The following is a 20,021-nucleotide window of genomic DNA, read 5'->3' as shown; positions in this document are numbered from 1 at the left end:
GCGCCGGGATGGCCCTGGCCAGGCCTATGCGGTTAGAATCCGCGACCTTGCAGGCGGTGCCGGGTGCCGTGCCCGGGCCTGCAATCGTCAGCTTCCGGCGGGCCAGCCTGCCGCCGGGTATAAGATAGAGAGACGCGCTGTTGCGCCTTCAGGTGTAGCGACTATGACGCAGATTTCCGAACGACTCCTGGTCCAGGCCCACCTGGCCGCCAAGCAACCCCGCGTGTTGAGCGAGCAGGAGAGCGCCGAGCATCGCGCGGCGATCGCGGCCGAGCTGAAGGCGCAGAATGCCGTGCTGGTGGCGCACTACTATTGCGATCCGGTGATCCAGGCGCTGGCCGAGGAGACCGGCGGTTGCGTGTCCGATTCGCTGGAGATGGCCCGTTTCGGCAACCAGCACCCGGCGCAGACCGTGGTCGTCGCCGGGGTGCGCTTCATGGGCGAGACGGCGAAGATCCTCAATCCCGAGAAGCGCGTGCTGATGCCGACCCTCGAGGCGACCTGTTCACTCGACCTGGGCTGCCCGGTGGACGAGTTCTCGGCATTCTGCGACCAGCATCCGGAACGCACCGTGGTGGTCTATGCGAATACCTCCGCGGCGGTGAAGGCTCGCGCCGACTGGGTGGTGACCTCCAGTTGCGCGGTGGAGATCGTCGAGCACCTGATGGACAACGGCGAACCCATCCTGTGGGCGCCGGACCAGCATCTGGGGCGCTACATCCAGCGTGCGACCGGTGCCGACATGCTGCTCTGGGATGGCGCCTGCATCGTCCACGAGGAGTTCAAGGCCAAGCAGCTCGAGGACATGAAGGCGCTTTACCCGGACGCGGCGATCCTCGTCCATCCCGAATCGCCGGAGAGCGTGGTGGCGCTGGCCAATGCCGTGGGTTCGACCAGCCAGTTGATCAGGGCCGCGCAGACCCTGCCGAACAGCACCTTCATCGTCGCCACCGACCGCGGCATCTTCTACAAGATGCAGCAGCTGTGCCCGGAGAAGACCTTCGTCGAGGCTCCCACCGCCGGCAATGGCGCCGCCTGCCGCAGTTGCGCGCACTGCCCGTGGATGGCGATGAATACCCTGGAGCGCACCCTGGCCTGCCTGCGCGAGGGCAGCGGGGAGATCTTCGTCGACCCGGCGCTGGTTCCGCGCGCGGTCCGTCCGTTGAAGCGCATGCTCGATTTCACCCAGGCCGCGCGCCTGCGCCTGGCCGGCAACGCCTGAGCCTGCAAGCCCGCTCCGCAGGGCGAATGGCGCCGCCGGCAGCATTCGTCCCACGCCCTGCTTCGGCGAACATCACCGGGCTTTTTTCCTCGGATCAGCCGTCGATCAGCGGAACATTTCCTTGACCATCCTTTCCTGCTGGCGGATTTCCTGCTGGCGCGCGTCGATCCGCGCGGCCAGCTGGAAGTTGCCGCCGGCGCGGCGCTTGGCGAAGTCCAACTGCTCGATGGCGGCCTGGTAGTCGCCGGTCAGCGACAGGTATTCGGCGCGCGCCTGGTGCACGCCGATGGCGTTGTTGGTCAGGCTGCGCACCTCGGCCAGGCGGTTCCAGACGTCGGGGTCGAGCGGGCGGACCTTGCTCAGGTCGTCGAGGATCTTTTCCGAGTCCTGCGGCTTGCCCATCTTCAGCATCAGGTCGGCGCGCGCCTGTTTCAGCGGATAGCTGCTGGGGAACTGGGCGAGCATCTTCTTCAGCCGCTGGTCGGCGTCCGGCAGGCGGTTGGCGGTGATGTCCAGTTCGACCTGGGCGAGGTTGTAGGCGACGTCGTTGGGTGCCTTCGCCAGCAATTGCCTGAGGTTGTCACGGGCATCGTTGAGCTGGCCGATGCGCGTCTGCGAGATGGCCAGCCCGTAGCGTGCGGCGTCCAGCCCGGGATTGTCGTTGAGCATGGCGCGGAAGCGCTTGCCGGCCATCCCCGGGGTTTCCTCGAAGATCAGCTGGGTACGCGCGCGCATCTGCTGGTAGCGCAGGCTGTCTTCCTTGCCGCCCTGGGGATACTGCTCTGCGCGATTGCGGGTGTCGGCGATACGCGACTCGGTGACCGGGTGGGTGAGCAGGAACTCCGGCGGCTTGCCGTCATAGCGGTACTGCCGCGCCAGGCGCTCGAACATGTTCGGCATCGAGCGCGGGTCGTAGCCGGCACGGACCATGTTGGTGACGCCGACGCGGTCGGCTTCCTGCTCGTTCTGCCGGGAAAAGCGCAACTGGTTCTGGATAGCCGCGGCCTGGGTCCCGGCGATCGCCGCGATCCCCGCGTCGCCTGCGCCGGCGGCGGCGGCGACGATGCCGGCGAGCATCGCCGCCATCACCGGCAACTGCATGCGCTGCTGCGCCTCGATGCCGCGGGCGAAGTGGCGCTGGATCAGGTGGCCGAGTTCGTGGGCCAGCACCGCGGCGTACTCGCCTTCGGTCTGGGCGTTGAGCAGCAGGCCGCCATTGACCCCGATCACCCCGCCGGGCGCGGCGAAGGCGTTGATCTGCGCATCGCGGATGAGAATGAAGGCCAGCCGGTGGTCCTGCAGGTCGCTGGTCTCGGCCAGCCGATAGACGCTGCTTTCGACGAAATCCTTCAGTTGCGGGTCGGTGATCGCGTCGACCTGGTTGCGCAGCATGCTCAGCCAGGCGCGGCCCAGCTGGAATTCCTGCTCCGGCGAAACGATCGAGGAAGATGCGTCGCCCAGGGAGGGCAGATCGTCCGACATGACCGGCGAAGCGAGCATGCAGGCGAGCGTCAACAGGGCGGGGCGCAGTAAATTCATGCAGGAAGCTCAGGTTGGCAAAGGCCTTACTTTAGCCGTTGGTTATCGGCACTGCCTAGGTATCTGCCCGGGACCCGAAGCTGTTGGAGGTCGCCCGCCGTTTCAACTGGCCAGCGGCGGATGGGCTTGGGTATGCTTGTCGGCCCTTCGGGAGAGGCTGTCATGACGGATAACGATTCATTTTCCCTGGTATGTGACGCGGAGCTGGATACCAGTGGTCTCAACTGTCCGCTGCCCCTGCTCAAGGCCAAGCTGGAGCTGAACCGCCTGCCCAGCGGCGGGGTGCTCAAGGTGATCGCCACCGACGCCGGGTCGCAGCGCGACTTCCGCGCCTTCGCCCAGCTCGCCGGCCACGAGCTGCTCCGCGAGGAGGCTGAGGAGGGCATCTACCGATACTGGCTGCGCAAGCGTTAGCGGAGCCTCCGCCGTACCGATTCAGGATTTGCGATGATCAAGGTGTTACGCGACTGGATGCAGCGCTACTTCTCCGACGAGGAAGCGGTGGTGCTGGCGATCATGCTGGTGCTCGGCTTCAGCGTCATCCTCGCCTTCGGCGGGATGCTCGCGCCGGTGCTGGCGGCGATGGTGATCGCCTTCCTGATCCAGGGCGTGGTCGGCATGCTGGAGCGCTTCCGGATGCCGCACCTGTTCGCCGTGTGGCTGGTCTACAGCCTGTTCCTCGGCTTGCTGGCGCTGTTCCTGGTGGTCCTGCTGCCGCTGCTCTGGCAGCAATTGTTCACCCTGTTCAACGAACTGCCGCGGATGCTCGGCGAATGGCAGAGCGTGCTGCTGATGCTGCCCGAGCGTTATCCGAGCCTGATCAGCGAAGAGCAGGTGCTCAAGGCGATAGAGGCCGCGCGCGGCGAGTTCGGCCAGATCGGCCAGTGGGCGCTGACCTCGTCGCTGGCCAGCCTGCCGGTAGTGGTGAACATCATGATCTACCTGGTGCTGGTGCCGATCCTGGTGTTCTTCTTCCTCAAGGACAAGAAGCGCTTCTACACCTGGTTTCGCCGCTACCTGCCGCGCGAGCGCGGGTTGATGAAGCAGGTCTGGGCGGAGATGAACCAGCAGATCGCCAACTACATCCGTGGCAAGGTCATCGAGATCGTCATCACCGGCGCGGTGACCTACATCGCCTTCGCCTACCTCGGCCTCAACTACGCGGCGTTGCTGGCCCTGCTGGTCGGCCTGTCGGTGGTGGTGCCGTACATCGGCGCGGTGGTGGTGAGCGTGCCGGTGGCGATGATCGCCTTCTTCCAGTGGGGCTGGAGCGACCAGTTCATCTACCTGATGGTGGCCCACGCGATCATCCAGGCGCTGGACGGCAACGTGCTGGTGCCGCTGCTGTTCTCCGAAGCGGTGAACCTGCACCCGGTGGCGATCATCTGCGCGGTGCTGCTGTTCGGCGGACTGTGGGGATTCTGGGGGGTGTTCTTCGCGATCCCCCTGGCGACCCTGGTGAAGGCGGTGCTGGACGCCTGGCCTAAGGATCTTCCCGAAAGCCCGGCGGCGACCTCGTAGCGTCGGGTGGAAATGAAAAAGGCCGCGGAAGCGGCCTCTTTCGCTGGTGCGGGACTCAGGCCCCGTTCAGCGCCTGGGCGGCGGCGAGCACCGCATCGACGTGGCCGGGGACCTTCACGCCACGCCACTCCTGGCGCAGCACGCCATCCTTGTCGATGAGGAAGGTGCTGCGGTCGACTCCCATGTATTCCTTGCCGTAGAGCTTCTTCAGCTTGATCACGTCGAACAGCTGGCAGACCGCCTCATCCTTGTCGCTGATCAGCTCGAAGGGGAATTCCTGTTTGCACTTGAAGTTCTCGTGGGACTTCAGGCCGTCGCGGGAAACCCCGAAGATCTCGGTATCGGCCCGCTGGAACGCCGCGTACTGGTCGCGGAAGCCCTGGCCCTCGGTGGTGCAGCCCGGAGTGCTGTCCTTCGGGTAGAAATAGAGGACGACCTGCCTGCCTCTCAGCGCGGACAGGGTCACTTCCTTGCCGCTGGTGGCGGGGGCGGTGAAGTCGGGGACGGGTTTGTCGATAGCGACCGGCATGGACTCGGCTCCTCAGGGATGTTGGGGGCGCCATGGTTCGATCAGGGCGTCCAGGTTCAGGGCGTCGGCGAAGTCCAGGAACTGGTCGCGCAGCCAACTGATCTGGGTGCCGGCGGGCAGGGTCACGGTGATCGTGGCGTTGAGCATGGTGGTGTTGGTGTGCGGCGCCTGGTAGGTGTCGCAGGTGAGGTTCTCCAGCTCGATGTTGTGGTCGATGAAGAACTGGCAGAGTTCGTTGAGGATGTCCGGGCGATACACCGCGCTGACATAGGCCACGTAAGGCAGCGCCTGGGCGCGGGTCACGTGGGCGTTGCTGCGGGTCATGCTGAGGGTGATGTCGCCGCGCTTGGTGAGGGTCGGCAGGCTGCCCTCGAGGCGGGCGAGGGCATCCCAGCTCCCGGAGACCTGCAGCACCAGGGCGCTGAACTCGCCATGGCGGGTCAGGCGGCTGCTGACCACTGCGCAGCGGCTCTCGATGCAGGCGCGGCAGAGCAGGGTGGTCAGCTCCATCGGATTGGGGCCGAGGGCGCTGATCAGAAGGAATTGTTCGCGGGGTTGGCTGGTGGACATTCAACTTTCCTGGAATACGCTGGCGGCACGGGCCGTACCTGAAAGCGGGAAGGGTAGCGAAAAGCGCCGCCGAGGGAAACGTCTGCCGCCTGTCAGGGGCTTCCGACGACGCGGCGCTCGTCTTGTGCAAGGCCTGCCGCCGACAGTACCATTACCGCTTTAATTTCGCGGCAGGAGCGGTTGCATGATTGCGGGCAGTATGGTGGCACTGGTCACCCCCTTCGATGCTCAGGGTCGACTGGACTGGGACAGCCTCGCCAAGCTGGTGGACTTCCACCTGCAGGAAGGCACCAACGCCATCGTCGCCGTCGGCACCACCGGTGAATCGGCCACGCTGGACGTGGAAGAGCACATCCAGGTGATCCGTCGCGTGGTCGACCAGGTCAAGGGGCGCATCCCGGTGATCGCCGGCACCGGCGCCAACTCCACCCGCGAGGCGGTGGCGCTGACCGAGGCCGCGAAGAGCGGCGGCGCCGACGCCTGCCTGCTGGTGACGCCGTACTACAACAAGCCGACCCAGGAAGGCATGTACCAGCACTTCCGCCATATCGCCGAAGCCGTTGCGATCCCGCAGATCCTCTACAACGTGCCGGGCCGCACCTCCTGCGACATGCTTCCGGAGACCGTCGAGCGCCTGTCCAAGGTGCCGAACATCATCGGCATCAAGGAAGCCACCGGCGACCTGCAGCGCGCCAGGGAAGTCATCGAGCGCGTCGGCAAGGACTTCCTCGTCTATTCCGGCGACGACGCCACCGCCGTCGAGCTGATGCTGCTGGGCGGCAAGGGCAACATTTCGGTCACCGCCAACGTCGCGCCGCGCGCCATGAGCGACCTGTGCGCCGCCGCCATGCGCGGCGACGCCGCTGCCGCGCGGGCCATCAACGACCGCCTGATGCCGCTGCACAAGGCGCTGTTCATCGAATCCAACCCCATTCCGGTGAAGTGGGCCCTGCATGAGATGGGTCTGATCCCCGAGGGCATCCGCCTGCCCCTGACCTGGCTCAGCCCGCGTTGCCACGAGCCGCTGCGTCAGGCCATGCGCCAGACCGGCGTATTGGCTTGATCAAGGAGCTCCACGCAATGAAGCGACTGGCTGGACTGACCGCCCTCGCCCTGGTTATCGGCAACACTTCCGGCTGCGGCTGGCTGTGGGGGCCGGAGGGCTACTTCCGCGACCGCGGCACCGATTACCTCGGTGCCCGCGAGACGCCGCCCATGCAATTGCCCGAAGGGGTCCACAGCAAGCCGCTCGATCCGCTGCTGCCGATTCCGCTGAACGTCGCCACCACCCATGAGAAGGAGGGGGAGTACGAGGTTCCGCGTCCGCAGCCGCTGGCCAATTCCGGCGAGATCAGCGACTACAGCCTGCAGCGTAGCGGCGACAGCCGCTGGGTAGTGGCCCAGCGGCCGCCGGCGGAGGTCTGGCCGGTGGCCCGGCAGTTCTTCGAGGAGAACGGTTTCCGCATCGCCGACGAGCGTCCGCAGACCGGCGAGTTCAGTTCCGACTGGCAATCGCTGTCGCAGCTTTCCGCGCCGCTGGCACGCCGCCTGAGCAGTCGCGTGAGCGGCGTCGAGCCGGACGGCCAGGCACGGGTTCGGGTGCGCATCGAGCCCGGGGTGCAAAGCAATACCAGCGAGGTCTACGTGCTCAGCCAGACCCGCGCCGCCGGTGACACCAGCAGCCCGAGCTGGCCGAGCAAGTCGGTGGCGCCGAGCCTCGACGCGGCGCTGCTCGACGAGATGGTCGCGAGCATGGCGCGCAGCGCAGAGCAGGGCGGTTCGGTCTCCCTGCTGGCAGCCAACTCGGTCTACGATACGCCCGGCACCTTCGAGCTGAGCAAGGACGGCAGCGGCAACCCGGTGCTGACCCTGCAGTCCGACTTCGACCGCTCCTGGGTCAGCGTCGGGCGTGCCCTGGACAGCGCCGACATCCGCGTCGACGACCTCAACCGCAGCCTTGGCGTGTACTACGTGAACATCGCCGAAGGGGCGAAGAAGCCCGACGAAGACAAGCCTGGCTTCTTCAGTCGCCTGTTCGGCGGCGGCGAGAAGACCAAGGAAGAGGAAGACGCCAAGGCGCAGCGCTACCAGGTCCGCCTGACCACCGTCAGCGACGCCGTGCAGGTCACCGTCGACAAGGACATCAACACCTCTGCGCCGGCCGATGTCGCGCAAAACGTACTGGAAAAACTCCAGGAGAGCATGCGCAATGCGGTTCGCGGTTCTGGGCAGCGGAAGCCGGGGCAATTCGGCCTTGGTGAGCAGTTCTGACACCCGGATACTGATCGACTGCGGCTTTCCGCTGCGTGAAATCATCAAGCGTCTGGCGCGCCTGGGGCTGAGCCCCGCGCAGCTGGACGCGATCCTGGTCACGCATGAACACGCCGATCATATCCATGGCGTCGAGCTGCTGGCGCGGCATTACCAGATCCCGGTCTATCTGAGTGCGGGTACCCTGCGCGGCATGCGTCGCCCGGTGCTTCCCGCCGAACTGTTGCGGGCCGGCCAGCGCCTGGCGATCCGCGGGCTGGAGGTGCAGGTGGTCGGCGTCTCCCACGATGCCCGCGAGCCTACCCAGTTCGTGCTGACCGACGGGCAGCGGCGCTTCGGCATGCTCACCGATCTGGGAATGGCCACGGCCGAGGTGCTGGAGTGCTATCGTGCGGTGGATGCGCTGGTGGTCGAGGCCAATCACGACAGCACGATGCTCGCCGGCGGCCCGTACCCCTATTTTCTCAAGGCCCGCGTTGGCGGTCCGCGAGGGCACTTGAACAACCACCAGTCCGCCGAACTGGTGAAGCAGCTGGACTGGCGCCGCATGCAGCACCTGGTGCTGGCCCATCTCAGCGAAAAGAACAACTCGCCGCAGCTGGCCCGGCAAACCTTCGTCGACACCCTCGGGTGCGATCCGGGCTGGCTGCAGGTGGCCGATCAGCATTCAGGCCTGGACTGGCGCGAGATCGCCTAGGCCCTATTACCCGTAAGCGGAGCCCATCATGGAAAAACGCGAAGAACTCTACCGCGGCAAGGCCAAGTCGGTTTACCGGACCGACGATGCCGACCGTCTCATCCTGCTGTTCCGCAACGACACCTCCGCCTTCGATGGCAAGCGCATCGAGCAGCTCGATCGCAAGGGCGCGGTGAACAACAAGTTCAATGCCTTCATCATGCAGAAGCTGGAAGCCGCCGGCATTCCGACCCAGTTCGACACGCTGCTGTCGGATACCGAGTGCCTGGTGAAGAAGCTCGACATGATCCCGGTCGAGTGCGTGGTGCGCAATTTCGCCGCCGGCAGCCTGGTGCGTCGCCTCGGTGTGGAAGAGGGCATCGCCCTGACTCCTCCCACCTTCGAACTGTTCCTGAAGAACGACGCCCTGGGCGATCCGTTCATCAACGAATCCCACGTCCAGGCCTTCGGCTGGGCCACTCCCGAGCAACTGGCGCAGATGAAGACCTATTCCTTCAAGGTCAACGAAGTGCTGAACAAGCTGTTCGAGGAGGCCGGCCTGTTGCTGGTGGACTTCAAGCTGGAGTTCGGCCTGTTCCATGGCCAGATCGTCCTCGGCGACGAGTTCAGCCCCGACGGTTGCCGCCTGTGGGACAAGGAAACCCGCAAGAAGATGGACAAGGACCGCTTCCGCCAGGGCCTCGGCGAGGTGATCGAAGCCTACGAAGAGGTGGCCAGGCGCCTGGGCGTGCCGCTTTAACCTCCGGACGCGCGCAACCATCTGAAAGAACGCGAAAAAATCTTCAAGAAGGCTTCGCGTTCTGCGTACAAGCTGGTATCATGCGCGCCGCACGGAGAGATGCCGGAGTGGTCGAACGGGACGGATTCGAAATCCGTTGAGTCAGCAATGGCTCCTAGGGTTCAAATCCCTATCTCTCCGCCATTACATATGGCCAGAACCCCTGAAATGCTTGGCATTTCAGGGGTTTTGTCTTTTCTGTGGCTGTCTTGAGGCGATGGGGCGCGCAGCGCCTCCATCCCACGAAGGGCGTTTCGGTGCTGGCCTTCAGAGCACCTCCGCCGCCACGGCGTCCACCGCGGCTTTGGCGATCTCCACTACCTCGTCGGCCTCGGCGCGGCTCAGCACCAGCGGCGGGGCGAAGCCGAGGATGTCGCCGTGGGGCATGGCGCGGGCGATCATGCCGCGTTCAAGGCACGCCGCCGAGACTCTCGGGCCTATCTTCTGCGCCGGGTCGAAGGGCGTGCGCGTCTCGTGTTCGGCCATGAACTCCAGTGCCGCCAGCATGCCGTCGCCGCGCACTTCTCCCACCAGCGGGTGGCCTTCGAAGGTCTGGCGCAGCCGTCGGTTGAGGTAGCCGCCGACGTCCGCGGCGTTGGCGGTGATGTTTTCGCGTTCGAGGATATCCAGGTTAGCCAGCGCCGCTGCCGCGCAGATCGGGTGACCGGAATAGGTCCAGCCGTGGCCCATGGCGCCTTCGCGGGCGGAGGCGCTGTCGATCGCATCCCAGACCTTCTCGCCGACGAGCACCGCCGACAACGGCGCGTAGGCGCTGGTCAGGCCCTTGGCGGTGGTGATCAGGTCCGGGCGCAGGCCATGGCGCTGGCTGCCCATCTTGTCGCCGAGGCGGCCGAAGGCGCAGACCACCTCGTCGGCGATCAGCAGCACGTCGTACTTCGCCAGTACCGCCTGGATCGCTTCCCAGTACCCCTCGGGCGGAACGATGATGCCGCCGGTGCCCATCACCGGTTCGCCGATGAAGGCCGCCACGGTGTCCGGGCCTTCGGCGAGGATCAGCTTCTCCAGTTCCTGGGCGCAGTGGCGCACGAAGGCCGCCTCGTCCATGCCCGCCGGGGCCTTGTAGAAGTGCGGGCAGAGGGTGTGCTTCACGCCTTCCACCGGCAGGTCGAAGTGCTGGTGGAAGCTGGCCAGGCCGGTGAGGCTGCCGGTGACGATGCCCGAGCCGTGGTAGCCGCGCTGGCGCGAGATGATCTTCTTCTTCTGCGGACGGCCCAGCACGTTGTTGTAGTAGCGCACCAGCTTGACCTGGGTTTCGTTGGCGTCGGAGCCGGAGAGGCCGTAGTAGACCTTCTTCATGCCTGCCGGCGCCCAGTCGCGGATGATCCGTGCGGACAGCTCGATGATCGCCTCGGAAGAGTGACCGACATAAGTGTGGTAGTAGGCCAGTCGTTTGGCCTGCTCATGGATGGCGTCGGCCACTTCGAGGCGGCCATAGCCGATGTTCACGCAGTACAGTCCGGCGAAGGCATCCAGCAGTTCGCGGCCCTGCTGGTCGCGGATGCGCACGCCCGAGGCGCCGGTGATTATGCGGCCGGGCAGGGTGCCGCTGGCGTGGTCGTGGGCGTGGGTGGAGGGGTGCATGAAGTGCGCCCGGTCCTGTTCGAAGAGCTTGGCGTAGTCGGTCATGGCGGTGTTCTCCTCAGATGGCGCCGTGATGCAGGCAGAAGTATTTGGTCTCGATGAAGGGCTCGAAGCCTTCGCTGCTACCCTCGCGGCCCAGGCCGGAGGCCTTCATGCCGCCGAAGGGAATGGGGTGGCCGGTGAAGCGGGCGCCGTTCACCGCGACCATGGCGAACTCCAGGCGCCGCATCAGCGGCCAGACCTGATCGAGGCGCTGTCCGCAAATGTAGGCGGCCAGCCCGTACTCGCTGGCGTTGGCCAGTTCGACGGCTTGCTCCAGGTCGTCGTAGGCGGTCACTCCGGCGATGGGCGCGAAGTTCTCCTCGCGCCAGATGCGCATGGCCGGGGTGACGTCGGCGAGCAGCGTGGGTTGGTGGAACCAGCCGCCCAGGGCATGGGGTTCGCCACCCGCCAGCAGCCGCGCACCGCGGTCGATGGCGTCGCGCACGCGCTCGCAGGTGGCAGCGAAGGCAGCCTGGTGCATCAGCGGGCCGATGTCGCTGCGCGGGTCGCTGGCCGGGCCCACGCGCAGCTCGCGCACCGCGGCGGCGAAGCGCTTGAGGAAGGGCTCGTAGCTTTCGCGGGCGACCAGAATGCGGTTGGCCGCGCAGCAGTCCTGGCCGGAGGTCTGGAACTTGGCGTTGATGGCGAATTTCACCGCCTGCTCCAGGTCGGCGTCGGGCAGCACGATGAAGGGCGCGTTGCCGCCCAGTTCCAGCGCCACTTTTTTCACATCCTGGGCGGCGGCCTGCAGCACCAGCTTGCCGACGCGGGTCGAGCCGGTGAAGCTCACCGCGCGCACGCGGCTGTCCTGTACCAGGGTTTCCATGCTCATCTGCGGTTCGCCCAGCACTACGTTGAAGACGCCGGCCGGGAGCCCGGCTTCCTCGGCCAACTGGGCCAGGGCGAAGGCCGAGTAGGGTGTCTCGTGGGCTGGCTTGACCACCACCGTGCAACCAGCGGCCAGGGCGGCGGCGGCCTTGCGGGTGATCATCGCCGCGGGGAAGTTCCAGGGGGTCAGCAATGCCGCCACGCCGACCGGCTCCATCACGGTGCCCAGGTGGGCGCCGGGGATGTGGCTGGGGATGTTGCGGCCGTCCAGGCGCCGGGCCTGTTCGGCGAACCAGGGGATGAAGCTGGCGGCGTAGTCGATCTCGCCCCGGGACTCGGCCAGGGGCTTGCCCTGTTCCTGGGAGAGCATCTGCGCCAGGTCCTCGCGGTGCCGGCGGATCAGTTCGGCCCAGCGCAGCAGGGGCGCGGCGCGCTGGTCCAGGGACAGCTTGCGCCAGGCCGGGAAGGCCGCGGCGGCGGCATCCACCGCGGCGACTATCTGCTCGCGTTCGAGCAGCGGTACGTGGCCGATGACCTCGCGGCTGGCCGGGTTTTCCACGGCGACGCTGGCGCCGCTGGCGCTATGCAGCCACTGGCCGTTGACGTAGCACAGCGACTTGAAGAGGAGGGGGTGGGCGTAGGACATGACGGCGTTTCCTTGCAGGTGGCATGGGAGTCATCCTAGGGCGGACGCCGTGGCGGTTTTTTCCTAAGGGCGGGGCGGCGGTGGCAATTCTTTCCGCAGATGCGCCGCCGGCTTGGCTTTTTTCGCCCGCCGGCGCGCCGCCGGCAGGCGAAGGGCGGCATGCCGTCAGGTTCCCGCCAGCGCCTCTGCCGGTACGGCCGCATCCAGCGGCTTGATCACCTTGGTGACGATGTAGGTGAAATAGCGCTCGATTCCCAGGTCTTCCAGTAGCAACTGGTCGATAAAACGCTGGTAATGATCAATATCCCGAGCCTGGATCATCGCGATGTAGTCCACCCCGCCGCCGGTGGCGTAGCAGAAGCCCACTTCCGGCGCCTGCAGCAGACGCTGTTCGAAACGCCGCATGTCCTGGGCCGTGTGGCGGCCCAGGGTGACTTCCACCAGCACCTGCTGCTGGCGGAACAGCGCCGGCCAGTCGATCTGCGCGCGGTAGCCCTTGATCAGGCCGGCTTCCTCCAGCTTGCGCACCCGCTCCCAGGCCGGGCTGACCGAGAGGTTGATGGCTTCGGCCAGGCTGGACTTGGTGATGCGTCCGTCGTCGGCGAGGATGCGCAGGATCTTCAGGTCGTAGCGGTCGAGCTTGGTCATCGCCACCTCCGGCGCCGTGGTGCGCATCAGGCCAGCACTTCGGCGACCACCGCCAGGGTGTCGCCGCTCTGCACCAGACCGGGGAAGTGCCGCGCGGCGAGGATGCCGCCACGCTTGGCCCGGTACTCCACCGGTGCGGCGCCTGTGCGCAGCACGTCGTGCACCCGCGCCAGCACCTCGCCGCGCGCCACTCGCTCGCCGAGGTCGCGGCACATCTCCAGCAGGCCGCTGTGTTCGCTGGCGACGAAGCAGTCTGCGTCGGGCATGTCGAGCATCCGCGAAGGCGCCTGCTCGATTGCGCCGTGCAGGATGCCGGCCTGCACCAGCACGTTGCGCACGCCGCGGCGTGCGATGGCGACGCTGCGCGCGCTGCTGCTGCCGCCGCCGCCCAGTTCGGTGGTGACGAACAGCTTGCCCTGCGCCTCGGCGGCGCTGTCGTACATGCCCACCGCGTCCAGCTCCAGCATGCGCATGGCGTAGGGGGCGGAGAACGCCCGCATCAGCGCCTCGCAGCCTTCCTGCTGGGCCTTGTCCGGCAGGACGTGGCAGGCGGCGAAGGGCAGGAAGTCGAGGGTACGGCCGCCGGAATGGATGTCCAGCACCACATCGGCCAGCGGCAGCAGGGTGCGCTGGAAGTAGTCGGCGATCTTCTGCGTCACCGTGCCGTCCGGGCGGCCGGGGAAGCTGCGGTTGAGGTTGCCGGCGTCGATCGGCGAGGTGCGCTTGCCGGCGAGGAAGGCCGGGGCGTTCATGAAGGGTACGACTATCACCCGGCCGCGGATGTCCTCGGCGCGCAGTTCCTGGGCCAGGCGACTGAGCGCCACCGGCCCTTCGTACTCGTCGCCATGGTTGCCGCCGGTGAGCAGTGCGGTGGGGCCTGCGCCGTTCTTTACCACGCAGACGGGGATCATCACCGCGCCCCAGGCCGAGTCGTCGCGGGAGTAGGGCAGCTTGAGATGGCCGTGCTGCACGCCGTCGTGCTCGAAGTTGACGCTGGCGGCGATGGGGTTGTCGGGCAACTGGTTCATGGTTTCACTCCTTGACGAACAACTGGCGCGGGTAGTCGCAGAAGGTCTGTGCGCCGCTGTCGGCGATCAGCAGGCTTTCGGTGATTTCCAGGCCCCAATCGTCCATCCACAGGCCGGGCATGAAGTGGAAGGTCATGCCCGCTTGCAGCACGCTCTCGTCGCCGGGACGCAGGCTCATGGTGCGTTCGCCCCAGTCCGGCGGGTAGCTGATGCCGATGGGGTAGCCGCAGCGGCTGTCCTTGTGGATGCCGAACTTCTGCAGCACGCGGAAGAACGCACGGGCGATGTCGCCGGTGGTATTGCCCGGCCTGGCCGCTTCCAGGCCGGCGGCGATGCCTTCGACCACGGCCTTTTCCGCATCGAGGAAGTGCTGCGGCGGCTTGCCCAGGTAGATCGTGCGCGACAGCGGGCAGTGGTAGCGCTTGTAGCAGCCGGCGATCTCGAAGAAGGTGCCGGCGCCGCGCTGGAAGGGCGTGTCGTCCCAGGTCAGGTGCGGCGCGCTGGCGTCGGCGCCGGTGGGCAGCAGCGGGACGATCGCCGGGTAGTCGCCACCGTGGCCGTCGACGCCGAGGATGCCGGCGCTGTAGATCTCCGCCACCAACTGGTTCTTGCGCATGCCCGGTTCGATGCGTTCGAGGATGTGCGCATGCATCTTCTCGACGATGCGCGCGGCGATGCGCATGTATTCGATCTCGCGCGGAGATTTCAGCGCGCGCTGCCAGTTGACCAGCGCGGTGGCGTCGACGAAGCGCGCCTGCGGCAGGTTGCTCTGCAGCGAGCGGAAGGCGGCGGCGCTGAAATAGTAGTTATCCATTTCCACGCCGATGGCCAGCGTTTCCCAGCCGCGCGCGGCGATGACTTCGCGGGCCAGGTAGTCCATGGGATGGCGCTCGACGGACTGCACGTAGTGGTCCGGGTAGCCGACGATAGCGTCGGCCTGCATGAACACGGTGCGCCGCGCGCCGTTGGCGTCCTGGCCGCGGCCGAACCAGACAGGCTCGCCGTCCAGCGCCAGCAGCACGCACTGGTGCACGTAGAAGGACCAGCCATCGTAGCCGGTCAGCCAGGCCATGTTCGACGGATCGCTGACCAGCAGCAGCTCGATGCCGCGCTGCTGCATGCTGGCGCGGACCTTGGCCAGGCGCTGGGCGTATTCCTCCCGCGCGAAGGGGAGATCGACGACGATTTCGGGCATGCGGAAATCCTCTGGATTGAGTGGTTGCCGGGCCTGCTCCGGAAGGCCCGTGCCTGGGCTCCCCTGTCATCCCGAGGCTCTGCCGTTGCAGGGGAGGGCCGGGACGGCGGGGGAATTGTTCAACTGCTGAAGCGGAACCCCTTGCCCATGCGCTGCGCGCGCTGGAAGGCCAGGCCGGCGATGGCGGTGTCCTGCGCGCCGGTGCCGGTGAGATCGCAGAGGGTGATGTCCCGGACGCTGCGGCGGCCCGGGCGGAGGCCGGCGATGACCTGGCCGAGTTCGGCGAAGTCGGCGTCCGCCGCTACCAGGCCGGCCGCGATGGCGTGGTGCAGCTCGCCGAGCACGCGGGTCTGGCTCAGGCGGTCGGCGACGTAGCAGTCCAGTGCCGCCAGCGCGTCGGCGGCGATCTCGTTCTTGTGCTCGGCGTCCGAGCCCATGGCGGTGATGTGCAGGCCTGGACGCAGGTGGCGCCGTTCGAGCAGCGGCTCGCGACTGGGCGTGCTGGAGATGGCGATGTCCGCGCCTTCCAGGGCTTCGTCGACGCTGGAGCAGGCGACCACCGGGATGCCCAGGGCGGTGCTCAGCTCGGCGGCGCACTGGCGCGCCTTGACCGCGTCGCGGGCCCAGAGGCTGGCGCCTTCGATCGGGCGCACCAGGCATAGCGCCTTGAGCTGCAGGCGCGCCTGCTCGCCGGCGCCGAGGAGGGCTACCCGGCGGGCGTCTTCCCGGGCCAGCCACTTGGCGGCTACGGCGCCGGCGCAGGCGGTGCGCACCGCGGTGAGGTAGCCGTTGTCCAGCAGCAGGGCGTCGAGCAGGCCGGTGTGCGCCGACAGCAGCATCATCATGCCGTTGAGGCTGGGCAGGCCGAGCCGGGGATTGTCGAAGAAGCCCGGACTGACCTTGATGGCGAAGCGCGGCAGGCCCGGCAGGTAGGCGGTCTTCACGTCGACTTCGCCGTTGCGCTCGGGAATGTCCAGGCGCAGGATCGGCGGCATCGCCACCGCCGCCGTTGCCAGCAGGCGGAAGGCTTGCTCGACGGCGTCGAGGCTTTCGCGGTCCAGCGCCACGCAGGCGCGCAGGTCGGCTTCGCTGAGCAGGGTGACATCAGCCATGGGGGGCTTCCTCGATGATGCGTTGATGTTGATCGATGGCGATGTTGCGGCCGCTGACGACCACCACCACCGGCCCTTCGGCGGCGATCTTCCCTTCCAGCAAGGCGGCAATGCCCACCGCCGCCGCGCCTTCGAGCACCTGACGCTCCTCGCGGTAGGCGTGGCGGATGCCGGCGGCGATCGCGGCTTCGTCGAGCAGGTGCAACTCGTCGCAGTGGGCGCGGGCGAGGTCGAAGGTGTAGCGGTTGTCCAGGCCGATGCCGCCGCCGAGGGAGTCGGCGAGACTTGGCCGCTCCTCCACCTCCACCGGTCGGCCGGCTTCCAGGCTGGCGGCCATGGCCGCGCCGCGGCGCATGCTGATGCCGTGCAGGCGAATCGACGGATCGGCTGCTTTCAGCGCCAGGGCCAGGCCGCCGAACAGGCCACCGCCGGAGAGCGGGACCAGCACCTGGCGTACCTGTGGCAGTTGTTCGAGGATTTCCAGGCCCAGGGTGCCCTGGCCGGCGATGATCTGCGGGTGATCGAAGGGTGGCAGCAGCGCCGCGCCCCGCTCGTGGGCAATGCGCTCGGCTTCGGCCTGCGCGTCGTCCTGGCTGTTGCCGACGATACGCACCTCGGCGCCGAGGGCGCGGATCGCCTCGACCTTGTTCGCCGGCACCAGGCACGACAGGCAGATGACCGCCGGTACGCCCAGCGCACGGGCGGCATGGGCGAGGGCGCGGCCGTGGTTGCCGGTGGAGGCGGCGACCACCCCCCGCGTCTTCTGCGCGTCGTCCAACTGGGCGATGGCGTTGCTGGCGCCGCGCAACTTGAAGCTGCCGGTGGCCTGCTGCGACTCCAGCTTCAGGTACACCGGCGCGCCCAATCGTGCGGAGAGGCTCGGCGAATGCTCCAGCGGCGTCTGCCGGACCATCCCGTGGATGCGCTGGCGCGCGCGGTACAGCTCGATCAGGGGGATCTCGTTGGCCATGGCGGCCTCCCGACAATGCAGTCGGGCCGAGTGTATGAGCGGGAAATTGTCGCGACGAATGTACTAGGACGATGTTGCGGGGATTGTCATTCGTCGCGGGGAATACGCTCTACCGCTCGCCAGCCGGGCGAGGAGCGTGCCCTGCGTCAGAAGTCGTGGATCTTCGGATACTGCTCGAACAGCTCGCGCATGTCGTCCAGGGCCTGGGCCATGCGTTCGTCGCTGCATTCGGCGCCCATGCACAGGCGCACCGCGCGCGGCCGGGGCGTGCCGCGGACCATGAAGGGATCCGGCAAGGTCACGGCGATGTGCCGGTGCCGCAGTTCGCGCACCAGGCTGTCCAGTTCCCAGTGCTCGGGAATCCCCATCCAGCAGTTCAGGGACTGCGGTGCATGGCCCAGCAGGTAGTCGGCGAAGCGCTCGCCGACCAGCGCCTGACGCGCCGCCAACAGGCGTCGCTGGCGTTCCGCGAGGGCCTGGGCGTTGCCGTTGTGAATCCAGCGCGTGGCCACCTCGGCCAGCAGCGGCGCGGCCATCCAGCTGTTCACCCGCAGGATGCTCTCGGTGCGCAGGGCCAGGCGTCGTGGCACTGCCAGATAGCCGATGCGCAGGCCGGTGAGCACGCTCTTGGTGAAACTGGTGCAGTAGAACGACAGCTCCGGCAGATAGTGGCTCAGCGGCGGTGCGCGGCGCTCGCCCAGCAGCGGGCCATAGACGTCGTCCTCGACGACGTAGACGCCGAAGCGCTGGGCGATGGCGGCTATCTCCCGGCGCCGCGCATCGCTCATCAGGCTGGAAGTGGGGTTGTTCAGGTTGGGCGTGCACACCAGTGCGGTGATGCGCTCGTTGGCGCAGAGGTCTTCGAAGTGCTCCGGATCGATCCCCTCGCGGTCGACCTCCACGCCCTTGAGGGTGAAGCCGAGCACCTGGGAGTTGCCGATCACTCCGTGGTCGGTCAACTGCTCGCAGAGCACCACGTCGTCCGGCCCGGCCAGCGAGGCGAGGGCGAGGAAGATGGCATGGGCGGCGCCGTTGGTGATCAGCAGGTCGTCGCGCTCGCAGTGCAGGCCCTGTTGCGCCAGCCACTGCGCCGCCGCCTCGCGGTGGCTGTCGAAGCCGGCGATCGGCCGGCAGGCGCGCATCCACGGCTGGTCCGTCTCCTGTGCCAGTTCGCGGCAGGTGTCCCGCCACAGGCGGTCGTGCTCGTCGGTGTGGACGATGCTGGCGATGGAGAAGTCCACCAGCGCGCGTTCCGGGTGGTCGAGCATGTAGCGCGCCATGCCCTCGGTCATGCGGCGCGAGACGAAGCTGCCGCGACCCACCTCGCAGCGCACCAGGCCTTGGCGTTCCAGCTCCTTGTAGGCGTTGGTCACCGTCTGCACGCTGATGCCCAGGCCGTCGGCCACCTGGCGCTGCGCAGGCAGGCGCTGGCCGTCCTGCAGGCGGCCCTGCTCGATTTCCGTGGCGATGGCCTGGACCAGCGTCTTGTACTTGGATTCGCCGACCCGCAGGCCGGCCAGCGCGTGGCGCCAGCTTTGCATGATGGGCATTCCCTTTCGTCCTCGGCACAGGGTGATGGATCAGGGCATTTCCATGGATTGTCCTAGTGCAATTCCAGCGCTGGAAAGCCTTTTGTATGCTCGGCCCGACCGGTCGTGCATGGCTCCGTTTCGCCGCGGAGCGGGCCGGCGCAGAAAAAAGCCGCGGATGGGCGCTGTGCGACAGGCGGTTTTTTCCGTCGCGACGGCGCCGATCGGGAACTGCCGCAAGGCCGGACGGCTTAGTCTGCAACGCAATGAATGCCCTCTCCCGGGGCAGTACTTCGGAAGGCCCGCTCGACGGGTCCCAACATAAGAACAACAGTCGCACGACATCGCTACCTGCCATCCACCGCCGCGTCCCAACTACACAACAAGGCCGGCACGAGAAGATCAGGAGATCCGAAGATGAGTACCGCCCCCCGTTCCCTCCATCGCCTGGCCCTGGCCGGCAGCCTGCTGGCGGGCCTTGCGGCCAGCTTCGCCAGCCAGGCCGAGAGCACCCTCGAACGCATCCAGAACAGCGCCACGGTGCGCATCGGTTATGCCAACGAGGCCCCCTTCGCCTACACCGAGACCTCCGGCAAGGTCACCGGCGAGTCGCCGGAGATCGCCGCCAAGGTGTTCAGCGCCATGGGCGTGAAGAAGATAGAGCCGGTGCTCACCGAATGGGGCGCGCTGATCCCCGGATTGCGCGCCGGGCGTTTCGACGTGATCGCAGCCGGCACGTACATCACCCCGCCGCGTTGCCGGCAGGTGATCTTCACCGATCCGCACTACCAGATCCCCGACACCCTGCTGGTGAAGCGGGGCAACCCGAAGAACCTGCACAGCTACGCCGACGTGGCGAAGAACCCGGACGTGCGCCTGGCGATCATGTCCGGCACCGTCGAGCTGGGCTACGCCCGCGCCGAGGGAGTGAGCGAGGAGCAGATCGTCCAGGTGCCGGACACCACCGCGCAGCTCCAGGCGGTGCGCGCCGGTCGCGCCGACGCCAGCGTCGGCACCGCGCTGACCATGAAGGGTCTGGCGAGCAAGGGGGGCGACAGCGTCGAGGCCATCACCGACTTCAAGGACGACCCGGCGCACATCGGCTATGGTGCCCTGGCCTTCCGCCCGGAAGACCAGGACCTGCGCGATGCGGTGAACCGGCAACTGAAGAAGTGGCTGGGCAGCGACGATCACCTGCGGACGGTCGAGCCGTTCGGCTTCGACAAGTCCAATCTGACCGACAAGAGCGCCGCCGAGCTCTGCAAGCAATGAGCGACGGGGCCTGGCCACTCGG

At 67.2% G+C, this 20,021-nt stretch carries 19 protein-coding genes and 1 tRNA gene; 9 read left to right on the top strand and 11 right to left on the bottom strand.

Annotated features, from left to right (window positions below):
- Positions 1-163: 163 nt before the first annotated feature.
- Positions 164-1,222 carry a quinolinate synthase NadA gene (gene nadA / locus PSPA7_RS20875; RefSeq protein ID WP_012076796.1) on the top strand — a complete coding sequence of 353 codons (1,059 nt, stop codon included), beginning with the start codon at positions 164-166 and terminating at the stop codon, positions 1,220-1,222.
- Positions 1,223-1,327: 105 nt separating this feature from the next.
- On the opposite strand, the gene PSPA7_RS20870 is transcribed toward nadA, so the two are convergent.
- Positions 1,328-2,761, bottom strand: coding sequence for a tetratricopeptide repeat protein (locus PSPA7_RS20870; RefSeq protein WP_012076795.1), 1,434 nt, complete (start codon positions 2,759-2,761; stop codon positions 1,328-1,330).
- Positions 2,762-2,923: 162 nt separating this feature from the next.
- Here PSPA7_RS20870 and PSPA7_RS20865 point away from each other — a divergent pair, with 162 nt between their 5' ends.
- Together PSPA7_RS20865 and PSPA7_RS20860 are read left to right on the top strand one after the other, a co-directional pair.
- Positions 2,924-3,175 carry a sulfurtransferase TusA family protein gene (locus PSPA7_RS20865; protein ID WP_012076794.1) on the top strand — a complete coding sequence of 84 codons (252 nt, stop codon included), beginning with the start codon at positions 2,924-2,926 and terminating at the stop codon, positions 3,173-3,175.
- Positions 3,176-3,208: 33 nt separating this feature from the next.
- Positions 3,209-4,282, top strand: coding sequence for an AI-2E family transporter (locus tag PSPA7_RS20860; RefSeq protein WP_012076793.1), 1,074 nt, complete (start codon positions 3,209-3,211; stop codon positions 4,280-4,282).
- A 55-nt stretch (positions 4,283-4,337) separates the two neighbouring features.
- Here PSPA7_RS20860 and PSPA7_RS20855 read toward each other — a convergent pair whose 3' ends face one another.
- The gene (locus tag PSPA7_RS20855) at positions 4,338-4,811 is read right to left on the bottom strand and encodes a peroxiredoxin (RefSeq protein WP_003153031.1); all 474 of its coding nucleotides are present in this window, start codon (positions 4,809-4,811) and stop codon (positions 4,338-4,340) included.
- Between the two features lie 12 nt (positions 4,812-4,823).
- On the bottom strand, positions 4,824-5,381 hold the full coding sequence (locus PSPA7_RS20850; RefSeq protein ID WP_012076792.1) for a glycine cleavage system transcriptional repressor: 558 nt from the start codon (positions 5,379-5,381) through the stop codon (positions 4,824-4,826).
- A gap of 184 nt (positions 5,382-5,565) precedes the next feature.
- Between PSPA7_RS20850 and dapA the strand changes: the two genes are divergently transcribed.
- From dapA to PSPA7_RS20825, 5 genes are all read left to right on the top strand, one after another.
- Entirely contained in the window at positions 5,566-6,444 is an 879-nt protein-coding gene (gene dapA, locus PSPA7_RS20845; protein WP_012076791.1) for a 4-hydroxy-tetrahydrodipicolinate synthase, read from the top strand.
- 17 nt (positions 6,445-6,461) lie between these two features.
- Positions 6,462-7,652 carry an NlpB/DapX family lipoprotein gene (gene bamC / locus PSPA7_RS20840; protein ID WP_012076790.1) on the top strand — a complete coding sequence of 397 codons (1,191 nt, stop codon included), beginning with the start codon at positions 6,462-6,464 and terminating at the stop codon, positions 7,650-7,652.
- Positions 7,591-8,349, top strand: coding sequence for an MBL fold metallo-hydrolase (locus PSPA7_RS20835; protein ID WP_034079422.1), 759 nt, complete (start codon positions 7,591-7,593; stop codon positions 8,347-8,349). The genes bamC and PSPA7_RS20835 overlap by 62 nt, the downstream gene beginning before the upstream one ends.
- A 28-nt stretch (positions 8,350-8,377) precedes the next feature.
- Complete coding sequence (gene purC, locus PSPA7_RS20830; RefSeq protein ID WP_003153039.1) at positions 8,378-9,088, top strand: phosphoribosylaminoimidazolesuccinocarboxamide synthase; 711 nt, start codon at positions 8,378-8,380, stop codon at positions 9,086-9,088.
- Positions 9,089-9,181: 93 nt separating this feature from the next.
- Positions 9,182-9,271: transfer RNA gene (locus tag PSPA7_RS20825), tRNA-Ser, on the top strand.
- Between the two features lie 123 nt (positions 9,272-9,394).
- On the opposite strand, the gene PSPA7_RS20820 is transcribed toward PSPA7_RS20825, so the two are convergent.
- From PSPA7_RS20820 to ehuR, 8 genes are all read right to left on the bottom strand, one after another.
- On the bottom strand, positions 9,395-10,774 hold the full coding sequence (locus PSPA7_RS20820; protein WP_012076788.1) for an aspartate aminotransferase family protein: 1,380 nt from the start codon (positions 10,772-10,774) through the stop codon (positions 9,395-9,397).
- A gap of 13 nt (positions 10,775-10,787) precedes the next feature.
- A complete protein-coding gene (locus PSPA7_RS20815) occupies positions 10,788-12,245 on the bottom strand; it encodes an NAD-dependent succinate-semialdehyde dehydrogenase (RefSeq protein WP_012076787.1) in 1,458 nt (485 codons plus the stop codon).
- Between the two features lie 165 nt (positions 12,246-12,410).
- Entirely contained in the window at positions 12,411-12,893 is a 483-nt protein-coding gene (locus tag PSPA7_RS20810; RefSeq protein ID WP_041025505.1) for an Lrp/AsnC family transcriptional regulator, read from the bottom strand.
- A 26-nt stretch (positions 12,894-12,919) separates the two neighbouring features.
- Positions 12,920-13,921 carry a N(2)-acetyl-L-2,4-diaminobutanoate deacetylase DoeB gene (gene doeB / locus PSPA7_RS20805; RefSeq protein ID WP_003153045.1) on the bottom strand — a complete coding sequence of 334 codons (1,002 nt, stop codon included), beginning with the start codon at positions 13,919-13,921 and terminating at the stop codon, positions 12,920-12,922.
- Positions 13,922-13,925: 4 nt separating this feature from the next.
- The gene (gene doeA, locus PSPA7_RS20800; RefSeq protein ID WP_012076785.1) at positions 13,926-15,116 is read right to left on the bottom strand and encodes an ectoine hydrolase DoeA; all 1,191 of its coding nucleotides are present in this window, start codon (positions 15,114-15,116) and stop codon (positions 13,926-13,928) included.
- A gap of 119 nt (positions 15,117-15,235) precedes the next feature.
- Positions 15,236-16,228 (bottom strand): cyclodeaminase, encoded by a 993-nt coding sequence (locus PSPA7_RS20795; RefSeq protein ID WP_012076784.1) that lies wholly within the window; start codon positions 16,226-16,228, stop codon positions 15,236-15,238.
- A complete protein-coding gene (gene eutB, locus PSPA7_RS20790) occupies positions 16,221-17,198 on the bottom strand; it encodes a hydroxyectoine utilization dehydratase EutB (RefSeq protein ID WP_012076783.1) in 978 nt (325 codons plus the stop codon). The genes PSPA7_RS20795 and eutB overlap by 8 nt, the downstream gene beginning before the upstream one ends.
- Before the next feature lie 146 nt (positions 17,199-17,344).
- Positions 17,345-18,739 carry a MocR-like ectoine utilization transcription factor EhuR gene (gene ehuR, locus PSPA7_RS20785; RefSeq protein WP_012076782.1) on the bottom strand — a complete coding sequence of 465 codons (1,395 nt, stop codon included), beginning with the start codon at positions 18,737-18,739 and terminating at the stop codon, positions 17,345-17,347.
- A gap of 405 nt (positions 18,740-19,144) precedes the next feature.
- Between ehuR and ehuB the strand changes: the two genes are divergently transcribed.
- Complete coding sequence (gene ehuB / locus PSPA7_RS20780; RefSeq protein ID WP_012076781.1) at positions 19,145-19,999, top strand: ectoine/hydroxyectoine ABC transporter substrate-binding protein EhuB; 855 nt, start codon at positions 19,145-19,147, stop codon at positions 19,997-19,999.
- Positions 20,000-20,021: the final 22 nt, after the last annotated feature.

Origin of the sequence: Pseudomonas paraeruginosa PA7 (genome assembly GCF_000017205.1) — a bacterium.
Lineage (GTDB): Bacteria > Pseudomonadota > Gammaproteobacteria > Pseudomonadales > Pseudomonadaceae > Pseudomonas > Pseudomonas paraeruginosa.
Note: the sequence above shows the minus strand (reverse complement) of the source record. Positions and strands in the feature narration are given on the sequence as shown.